Source organism: Acaryochloris sp. IP29b_bin.137 (assembly GCF_028285745.1).
Lineage (GTDB): Bacteria > Cyanobacteriota > Cyanobacteriia > Thermosynechococcales > Thermosynechococcaceae > Acaryochloris.
Genome location: NZ_JANQOP010000351.1, coordinates 1 through 8,187, shown reverse-complemented (window position 1 = coordinate 8,187; position 8,187 = coordinate 1). Strand labels below are relative to the sequence as shown.

Genomic DNA, 8,187 nt, shown 5'->3' with positions numbered 1-8,187 from the left:
CTTTTTGTCGGAAGTCATTGCTATAGGGGGCGGGCATTGAAATAGGCAGAAAAGACATGGTCCTATTTTGTCCTAACTAGCTCCTCAATTGCTATAGCTGGATGCCCAAAAACGGCGAAAATCTTCATCTGCTTGGCTTAACTGGGTCCATTCAACCCCCTTGGTTGTAAATTTCTTGGCTAAGCGTTCGCAGGCTGGTCGCTCTGTCGCATAGTGTCCGGCATCAATCAAGATCAGGTTGCGATCGCGGCTTTCTTGAAACTGATGAAACTTACAGTCTGATGTCAGATAGACTTGAGCTCCTGTTTGGCTCACGGCTGAAATATAGCTGGCTCCAGACCCGCCCAATACTGCCACCCGCTCAATCTTTTGCTGGCGATCGGCTGTTGGTGATACCAATAAGTCGGCTGGGTTTAGAGCAGACTGAATCTTGGCGAGAAGCTGCTGTAGCGTCAGAGCAGGTTGGAGATTGCCCACTCGACCATATCCCAGGCCATCTTGGGTCGGTTCTACAGGTTCCGCGCCCTGTAGCTCTAACAGCTGAGATAATACATCCGCCGTGCCATCTGTAACCTGATCAAAATTGGTATGGGCACTGTAAACCCCGATTTGATGGGTGATGGAGAGGCGAACCATATCGCCAATGGCATCACCCTTTTGCACCGATTTCAGGGGGCCAAAGATCAACGGATGGTGAGCAAAAATCAAATTAACAGGGGTGCCCTGCTGCCGAAGTGCGATCGCTTCTGCCATAACCGCTAACGTAGGCGTTAAACAGACCAGTACCCGAGCTGGTTCATCCAAAACGCCCGGCTCAATCTGCCAACCACAGTTATCCCACTTCTCCTGCCAGGATGGATTGGCCCAGCCTTCAAACCATGCAATTAGTTCGCTAATTTTCATCGTCATCATTTACCTTGCTTCGATGCCGAGGGGTTGTCTTCGTTGCAAGACCGACTTGCCTATCAGACTTTCAACCTTACAATAGGGGCGATTTGCCTTCGTGAAATACACCTAAAATTCTTATACCTATTCAATGAAACTCACTAACAAGCTGGATTTGCCCATGCCTTTGTATCGGGCAGTGGAATGGCAAAATGCACATCATTCTGTAGGGAAGGCAGATCTATCTTGTACCCAACTGATTGATGCACCGCTGATTGCTTGGTTGCGACGCCAATACAGCGATCAGCTCGAAGAAGATGTCTCCGAACGGCTGTGGCACCTGTATGGTACCCTGATGCACTCGATTTTGGAGGAATTTGCTGCCGAAGGCGAGCATGTGGAAACGGAGGCCATTGCCGAAGTGGAGGGCTTTCGGGTTTCTGGCCATATAGATTTGGTGGTGACGGCTGACGGCCTGCTGCAGGATTATAAATTCACCAGCTCCTGGACCGTGAAATCAGCCAAGGCTGAAGGCAAGGTGGAATGGGACCGACAGCTCAATGTCTATCGGTTTTTGTTAGAAAATGCGGTTGAAGGATCCGGTATTCCCCATCTTCCCAAAGTTCAGAAGCTGCAAATTGTGGCCTTGCTTAGGGACTGGGGGCCTCGCCATGAGCGGGATGGCCTTAAACCTGTAGAAGTGATTGAGGTGCCCTTATGGTCTGAAGCTGGGGTTATGGAATATGTTTGCGATCGCATCCAGCTCCACAAAGCAGCTCAGGGTGATACGCCACCTCCGATATGTACACCCGAAGAACGCTGGACCACCCCAACGACTTTTGCCGTGATGAAAAAGGGTCGTCAATCTGCCCTCAAAGTTTGTGACTCAGAAACGGCAGCCCAAGACTGGATGGCGGTGAATAAAAAAGGCGAGTGGATCGAAGAACGTCCGGGTCAGAACAAACGATGTGAGTCGTATTGTGCTTTTGGTAAACAAGGCTTTTGTCCTTACCAAACAGCAAGTTGAGTCTTATTCAATTGGAGAATCTTAGCGTTAGCCTTCATCGAAATGTTTGTAGTGCATAGAGAGTGTGTCAGGATATCATTACTTCTTTGATTCTGCCGTTACCATATTCGTAACTTTGGATGCAGAATCATAGGTTACAAAAATCTTAGGATGCCACCACATTAATCCCATGTTGGATTTCTCGGACTCAATCTATATCAATGCTTAAAGCCATGCGGCCTGTAGCATTGACCACTCATTTGGTACACCATTATGTCTAGTCATCCAGACCGTTTGGACAATGTGAGCCGAGGACAGCCCCGTAAGGCATCTAAAGCGAACACAAGTTCTGCTATTAAAGAAAACTACTTATCCCACCCTGTTTTTGGCCTATTGATCAATCTGTGCATTATTGATACGCAGAGTGCCTTGTACACCAGTCTTTATGCCAAAAGGCTGTTCTTCTTGGTTACGGCAACTGAGGGTGGTTTGGAGATGGATAGCATTAGCCGAGATGAGGCTAGAGTTGCCTTAGAGAAGCGGTTGGTCGTCTTGCGAAAGTCGAATTTTTACCAAGAGTACGATCAGCTCAAAGAAATTTACAAGAATACCTTCAGTCGTTAATAGAGTTCTGGGTGGGCTGATCTCTAAAGAGGGATGCTACCCCTTCTTCTTCATAATAAATGTCGTTAAATTCCGCTCAGGTAAGGGTGTTGATGCAATGCTGTGTAGCTATGTCAACCAAACGCCTTTTCTCGAAGTTGTTCGCATTGCCAATATCAAGGATTGGTATTTTGAAAAAGTTGTCTTTCCAAAACAGCGAATTCTCTTTCATTGCGATTTTAAGGCAGTTTTAGAGGTCTATTCCAGTGAATTTTCTGCCGCTCTGCTAGTAGATCAAATCAACTGCGAATTACTCCGGGTAGAGACTACGGAAGAGTGCTTTGATCCGTTAGCATAATGCTCAGCATAGATTCCTCTATAGATGAATGGCTCTTTGCGGCTTAACTGCCGAAGGTTTCCTGATAAATCGCAAGAAGCGTGTCATAAAATCCCCAACCTGTTTGTGAGGTATCTTTGACAATTTGGCGACAGCGACGTTCTGCAACACCGTGTAAACCATATTGAGCAATCACTTGAGTGGCAGACGCAAACATGCTCTCCATGCTGCTGTAAAAAGGCTCGTCAATATCACCATAAGCATCGGTAAATTTGACGCCCTGCTCAACGTAGAACAGCATCATATCCACAAGTGCTGATGGATCTCGACAGACTTTTTTATAGTCATTGACAGCTTTGCGAGCCACTGACAGTCGAGCTTTTCCAAAGCCCCGTACTGGGAAAAACTCATTTTCAATTGTTTTTTTGTAGCTTTCCCCCACGTACTGCTCAGTTTCAGGGTTGAGTTTGAGTTGATAATAGTCTTTGACAGGCTTAAAAGTTTTGAAAAGCTCACTAATGTCATTGATCAGCGCTTCTTTCGAAGATTGCTTGAGATGCTTTTTTAGATCGGTGAGATTGATTTTAGATGAAGCCATAGGACGCAAGTGGCATGTAGGGGTCGGCTGATCATCAACAAGCATATTATGGACTGTAATCAGTCTGCGGTTTTACGCTCTTTAAGTTTGCGTATACAGCCAGAGGATCAGTCTTGATCTGGATTCGCCTCAGCGGGTGCCCACAGGAATGAGATCCCCAACAGTGCAAAGCCAATGGCAGCAATACCTTTCATCAATTGTGTCGGTAAGAGCTGCCCCACCCCTTCTCCTAATAAGACCCCAAGCAAGCTGGCAAAAATTAGGGCTGAAGACGTCCCTAAAAAAATGGCTCGAGGATGTTGGCAATTGCCGCTCAGGGTGATGGCAGCCAACTGGCTTTTATCCCCCAGCTCTGCGAGAAACACCACGACAAAACTGAGCCCCAATAATTTCCAGTCCATGGTCTTTGGCTCCTAAAGTCTAGAGGTGTACTGTATCCCAAATCAGCAAGACTGCAATAAACAGCAAACTAGCGCCAGTCACGGTGTTGAGAGTGCTTTCTGAAACCCGACGTGCCAACCACTGCCCAATCAGTACGCCACAGAGGCTGGTGGTCACCAGCGCAGCAGCAGCCCCAAGAAAGATAATCCAGGGCGACTGAGACTCCGCTGTCATTAGGAGGGTACTCAACTGAGTTTTATCCCCAAGTTCTGCCAGAAACACGGTGACAAACGCTAGCCCAAATTCCTTGCCAAACCCTTTTGCAGCGTTGTTGGACCGTGGATCTTTTGGATTGGGAGTTTGGAGATTAGCTGAGGCAGAATTGGTATCGTTCACGGTGGGCTTAAACAAAAAGGATGGGTGACTGACTTCGCGTGGACATCACAGCAAAGTGGACTAGCCCCATTATGCCTGTAGGAGGAAATTAGAAACCGATTTCGCGCTCAAACCGGATGCTTTCTAAGCTACGGTCTCCGTAAATGGCATCGATTTGTTGGCGACAACATGCGATCGCAAAATCATTCAGATCCTCAGGTTCTACCCCGTACATGCGTTGAAACACCTCCGGTTGCACCCGACAAAACTGAGGGCGATCTGCATAGATCTTGCATTTGCGATGGTCGGCATCGAAATGGATGCACCAGCCATCAGAGCCCACCAGACTTAGATACTGCTCCCATTCTTCTGGGGTTAAATACTCTTGAACATCAGGGCGCTCCGTTGGATCAAGATGGCAGCAGGCCCCACATTGCTCGACGCAACACCAATTTGCCATACTTCTGAACGCTCCTACCCTAAACGGCTCAATGGATTACAAGACTAGGCTTGTATTGCTATCAGTTTTCACCCTGATCGGAGTTAATAAGATAATCCTATCAAAATCACCCTCGCAAGCGATCCCTCAACCAGGTACAATAGAGGGCGCGTTCGCTCACAATGTTTGAGTTAATCTGGGAGGAAGGATGGACTTACTAGCTGCAATTAATTTACAAGTTGTACTTCAACTCACCATGCTTGGCGCTGTCGTCATTGCTGGACCGATTGTTGTACTCTTAGTTGCTCTTCGGAGTAACGCAACCTAGGTTAACCCCGCCAATCGATTGGCTGAGCAATGATACCAACGCTGTAAGCGTTTTAACTCCTGCTCTAAGAGTCCCGTCTCTGGGAAGTCAGAGCAGGGGTAACCTATTTCTCGAAAAGCAGAAACAATGGTACTCGGTGCTACCCACCATTGCTGTCCCAAGTTCAGCAAGTTGAGGGGTTGGTCACCGTTTTTTGCTATTTCAAACTTTAGTTTTGCCTTCAATTCCTCTGCTGGTAAAATCGCGGGACTATGGTTGCGAATATAGATTTGCTGGGGTCGAGCTAAGGCTAAGAGCCAACGTAGATGGGTCCATGAAGGGGGTAAAGACCATAGAATAAGACAGTCGCAGGGGCGACTAGGGCGATCGTATTCCACTGTTCCGGGCAGCGTTGTGGTCGATACATAAGGACGCTGATAGCCATACATTAAAATATGACCGCTAATGTCTTGTAAGACTTGGGGCCAATCCCCCAAGCTCGACCATTCTATGGCTTCTAGTAATGCAGGTGATACGGTGGGCTCTGGACAGTGTAAGGCCACTTGCTGGCGAACGACGGGTGCCCCTTTATCGGCTTGGGCGACCACAATCGGAGTCCGAGACGGTGAGTTGGGTTGGTCTGCAACCGGTTCCCGGACCCCTAAAATTTCCAGCTCCAGATTGGTTTGCTGATTCCAAGTATTCTCTCTGAGGCGATAGGCAACGTCGATCCGCTGGGGTAAAGGATAATAGGTGCCCCACCGCCATGCCATCCCTTTGATGCATTGAGGCTGATCGTCTGATGCAGATTGAGCTAGGGTGAGCTTTAAGTGGCTATTGTCTTTGCCCACCGTCCGCTGCTCTACCACTTCAACATTGGCGGTCCAAAAAATCGGTTCTGGATTGCCAATACCGCAGGGATGCAGCTGATTAATTTGCTCGTACAGGTCCCAATCGATCTGAGTGAAATGAGCTTGGGCATCGACCGTCACTAAAGGCTTGAGCTGGTCTATCTGTAAGGTTTGGTGGGCGTAGGTACGCAGATGCGATCGCATCTTCTCCAGCTGATCTGCGGCTAAAGAAAAACCACCTGCCGCCCGGTGCCCCCCATAGCGTTCTAGGGCGTCATCACAGGCCTGGAGGGCTGCAAATACATCAAACTCAGGAATGCCCCGCGCCGACCCCCGGATATGGGTGTGGTCTTCTTCTTCGTAGGTGGCAATAAAAACGGGTAGCCCATAGCGTTCCACTAACCGGGAGGCGACAATGCCAATGACACCATGGTGCCACCCTGGGTGAACGAGCAAAATAACCCAATCACCATCCGGTCGCCAAGGAGCTTGTCCCTGATGGACTAACGTTTCAACTAAGTCGATGGCTTCTGCTTCAATATCCGAACAGAGCTGACGCCGATGCTGATTAGCCTGCTCACACTGCATGGCTCGAGCAAAGGCCACTCCGGGGTCATCGGTGGTCAGCAGCTCAATCACCGTTTGCGGATCGGCAATCCGACCCACGGCATTGATGCGAGGACCGAGCCGAAAGCCAATGGCATCTGGTTTAAGGGCTTGATCGGCGGCGGCACAGCCTGACACTTGCATTAAAGATTGAACGCCAGCTAACCGAGAATGGGGCAATAACGCTAATCCTCGCTGCAGCCAGCGGCGGTTGACGCCGATTAACGGAGCCAAATCAGCAATGGTCCCCAGGGTAAACAGTTCTAAGAGTGGCGTAATCAGCGTGGTATTGCCGTGTTCTTTAGCCAGCAAGGTGGCTAAGACATAGGCGACTCCCACCCCTGCTAGCCCCCGATAGGGGGAATCTTCCGGTACTAACTTGGGATTGAGAATGGCGTTGGCTGGGGGCAGTTGCGGGGGTAAATCATGGTGATCCGTAATGATCACGGTCAATCCCAGCTCTCGGGCTCTGACAATGGGTTCGTAGGCGGCAATGCCATTGTCGACGGTTAGCACCAGCTTCACCCCGTCCGCTGCAAATTCCTCGACAATGCGTTTGTTGATGCCATAGCCTTCCTGCATGCGGCTCGGTATTGCATACTCAACGTCAGCCTCCAACGCTCGCAGAACCCGCAGTAATAGGGCCGTACTGGTCATGCCATCCGCATCATAGTCTCCACAAATGGCAATTTTGTGTCGAGATGCGATCGCATCCTGTAACAACGTTAAGCTAGAGGCCAAATCCGGGAATGCTTCTAGAGGAGAGGGTAAGATCTGTGACTCCGGTGCCAAAAACTGCTGAGCCGCTTCAACGGACGTGATGCCTTGATTGGCGAGTACAGCCGCTAGAAGAGGCGATAATCCGGTTGCGATCGCAATCTTATCTACCAGTGCTTGCTCTGGACAGGCAATTTGCCAGCGTTGCTGCGGAAAGGACTGTTTAGGCACAGGGAAAAATTCCGTTAGACCATCTCCACCATCGGTCATGGTGAGGCTTCGCCCCCCGATTCGAGATGAATAAATTAATAATCCCTAAATTTGATAAACCAGAATGGAATCATCGGAACAACCAACGCTAGAACAGATGGCAGGGCCTTCAGATCCAGCCCAAGACTTCGATACTGAGTTTCCCGCAGCCTTGACTGAGGCCGAACAGACCCTCCAACAACTTCGAGATCGGTATCTAGAGATCAAAACGGCTCAGGCTGAAAAAGCTCAGTTAGAGAAGAAGCTAGCGGATGTGCAGGCTGATATGACGGCCAAGGCCAAGACAGCAGAAAAACTGGCAGAGTTACAGACAGAACTGGAGCAAGTCCAAGATCAAATTAGAACGTTGGGGATGACTCTTGAAAGCCAACTCTGGAAATGGCATGATTTGAAGGAGCCGTTTTGGCAGTTTATTCGATATTTCGGGCTTGGATTTGCTGTAGCGATCGCTGCTCATAAACTCGCCAGCTAAGGCCTAATTTTTCAGGATCGATACATTTGTATCCCATGACCGCCTCATTTGATGTCTGGGGCGATCAACTTTAAATCTTTTTCAATTCCTTGAAATCTTCTCTCTCTATAAGCTTGAACTCTGTAGACTGGGCTATCTCTTCAGAAAAACTGAATCTAAGTTTACAAAAAAAAATAAAATCATTATCATTAGTAACGTGGACATCACCTTTCAGTTTTGTCCCGTAGTTAATGTTAGTTAACAGCAATCATAACCATGACAACAGTATTGCAAAGACGCGAAAGCGCCAGCGCATGGGAAAGATTTTGTAGCTTCATCACTAGCACCAACAACCGTTTAT

The 8,187-nt window shown here is 48.6% G+C and carries 11 protein-coding genes; 5 read left to right on the top strand and 6 right to left on the bottom strand.

Annotation, left to right across the window (positions count from 1 at the left end):
• Nucleotides 1-84: 84 nt before the first annotated feature.
• Nucleotides 85-903, bottom strand: a complete 819-nt coding sequence (locus Q0991_RS23785; protein ID WP_299493355.1) for a Nif3-like dinuclear metal center hexameric protein — start codon at nucleotides 901-903, stop codon at nucleotides 85-87.
• A 133-nt stretch (nucleotides 904-1,036) separates the two neighbouring features.
• Between Q0991_RS23785 and Q0991_RS23780 the strand changes: the two genes are divergently transcribed.
• The 3 genes from Q0991_RS23780 (at nucleotide 1,037) to Q0991_RS23770 (ending at nucleotide 2,852) form a co-directional block, all read left to right on the top strand.
• The gene (locus Q0991_RS23780) at nucleotides 1,037-1,912 is read left to right on the top strand and encodes a PD-(D/E)XK nuclease family protein (protein WP_299493353.1); all 876 of its coding nucleotides are present in this window, start codon (nucleotides 1,037-1,039) and stop codon (nucleotides 1,910-1,912) included.
• 252 nt (nucleotides 1,913-2,164) lie between these two features.
• Nucleotides 2,165-2,515 carry a PipX family protein gene (locus tag Q0991_RS23775; protein WP_299493351.1) on the top strand — a complete coding sequence of 117 codons (351 nt, stop codon included), beginning with the start codon at nucleotides 2,165-2,167 and terminating at the stop codon, nucleotides 2,513-2,515.
• Nucleotides 2,516-2,612: 97 nt separating this feature from the next.
• Nucleotides 2,613-2,852, top strand: coding sequence for a DUF1830 domain-containing protein (locus Q0991_RS23770; protein WP_299493348.1), 240 nt, complete (start codon nucleotides 2,613-2,615; stop codon nucleotides 2,850-2,852).
• 43 nt (nucleotides 2,853-2,895) lie between these two features.
• Here the strand turns inward: Q0991_RS23770 and Q0991_RS23765 are convergent, their stop codons facing one another.
• The 4 genes from Q0991_RS23765 to Q0991_RS23750 all read right to left on the bottom strand — a co-directional run bounded on the left by Q0991_RS23765 (nucleotide 2,896) and on the right by Q0991_RS23750 (nucleotide 4,645).
• Nucleotides 2,896-3,429, bottom strand: coding sequence for a DUF6155 family protein (locus Q0991_RS23765; protein ID WP_299493346.1), 534 nt, complete (start codon nucleotides 3,427-3,429; stop codon nucleotides 2,896-2,898).
• A 107-nt stretch (nucleotides 3,430-3,536) separates the two neighbouring features.
• Nucleotides 3,537-3,830, bottom strand: a complete 294-nt coding sequence (locus tag Q0991_RS23760) for a TMEM165/GDT1 family protein (protein ID WP_299493344.1) — start codon at nucleotides 3,828-3,830, stop codon at nucleotides 3,537-3,539.
• A gap of 19 nt (nucleotides 3,831-3,849) precedes the next feature.
• Complete coding sequence (locus tag Q0991_RS23755; RefSeq protein WP_299493341.1) at nucleotides 3,850-4,206, bottom strand: TMEM165/GDT1 family protein; 357 nt, start codon at nucleotides 4,204-4,206, stop codon at nucleotides 3,850-3,852.
• Nucleotides 4,207-4,294: 88 nt separating this feature from the next.
• Nucleotides 4,295-4,645: a YkgJ family cysteine cluster protein gene (locus Q0991_RS23750; protein WP_299493339.1), complete on the bottom strand. Its 351-nt coding sequence runs from the start codon at nucleotides 4,643-4,645 to the stop codon at nucleotides 4,295-4,297.
• A gap of 187 nt (nucleotides 4,646-4,832) precedes the next feature.
• Between Q0991_RS23750 and Q0991_RS23745 the strand changes: the two genes are divergently transcribed.
• A complete protein-coding gene (locus Q0991_RS23745) occupies nucleotides 4,833-4,952 on the top strand; it encodes a photosystem II reaction center protein Ycf12 (RefSeq protein ID WP_212663611.1) in 120 nt (39 codons plus the stop codon).
• Here the strand turns inward: Q0991_RS23745 and recJ are convergent.
• Nucleotides 4,949-7,375, bottom strand: coding sequence for a single-stranded-DNA-specific exonuclease RecJ (gene recJ / locus Q0991_RS23740; protein WP_299493337.1), 2,427 nt, complete (start codon nucleotides 7,373-7,375; stop codon nucleotides 4,949-4,951). The genes Q0991_RS23745 and recJ overlap by 4 nt on opposite strands.
• A 64-nt stretch (nucleotides 7,376-7,439) precedes the next feature.
• Between recJ and Q0991_RS23735 the strand changes: the two genes are divergently transcribed.
• Nucleotides 7,440-7,847: a hypothetical protein gene (locus Q0991_RS23735; protein ID WP_299493335.1), complete on the top strand. Its 408-nt coding sequence runs from the start codon at nucleotides 7,440-7,442 to the stop codon at nucleotides 7,845-7,847.
• Nucleotides 7,848-8,187 lie beyond the last annotated feature (340 nt).

Excerpts from the sequence above, each read along its gene's own strand:
- Q0991_RS23785 (WP_299493355.1), bottom strand. The coding sequence starts at position 903 with ATGAAAATTAGCGAACTAATTGCATGGTTTGAAGGCTGGGCCAATCCA.
- Q0991_RS23750 (WP_299493339.1), bottom strand. The coding sequence starts at position 4,645 with ATGGCAAATTGGTGTTGCGTCGAGCAATGTGGGGCCTGCTGCCATCTT.
- Q0991_RS23760 (WP_299493344.1), bottom strand. The coding sequence starts at position 3,830 with ATGGACTGGAAATTATTGGGGCTCAGTTTTGTCGTGGTGTTTCTCGCA.
- Q0991_RS23765 (WP_299493346.1), bottom strand. The coding sequence starts at position 3,429 with ATGGCTTCATCTAAAATCAATCTCACCGATCTAAAAAAGCATCTCAAG.
- Q0991_RS23775 (WP_299493351.1), top strand. The coding sequence starts at position 2,165 with ATGTCTAGTCATCCAGACCGTTTGGACAATGTGAGCCGAGGACAGCCC.
- Q0991_RS23735 (WP_299493335.1), top strand. The coding sequence starts at position 7,440 with ATGGAATCATCGGAACAACCAACGCTAGAACAGATGGCAGGGCCTTCA.
- Q0991_RS23770 (WP_299493348.1), top strand. The coding sequence starts at position 2,613 with ATGCTGTGTAGCTATGTCAACCAAACGCCTTTTCTCGAAGTTGTTCGC.
- recJ (WP_299493337.1), bottom strand. The coding sequence starts at position 7,375 with ATGACCGATGGTGGAGATGGTCTAACGGAATTTTTCCCTGTGCCTAAA.
- Q0991_RS23745 (WP_212663611.1), top strand. The coding sequence starts at position 4,833 with ATGGACTTACTAGCTGCAATTAATTTACAAGTTGTACTTCAACTCACC.
- Q0991_RS23780 (WP_299493353.1), top strand. The coding sequence starts at position 1,037 with ATGAAACTCACTAACAAGCTGGATTTGCCCATGCCTTTGTATCGGGCA.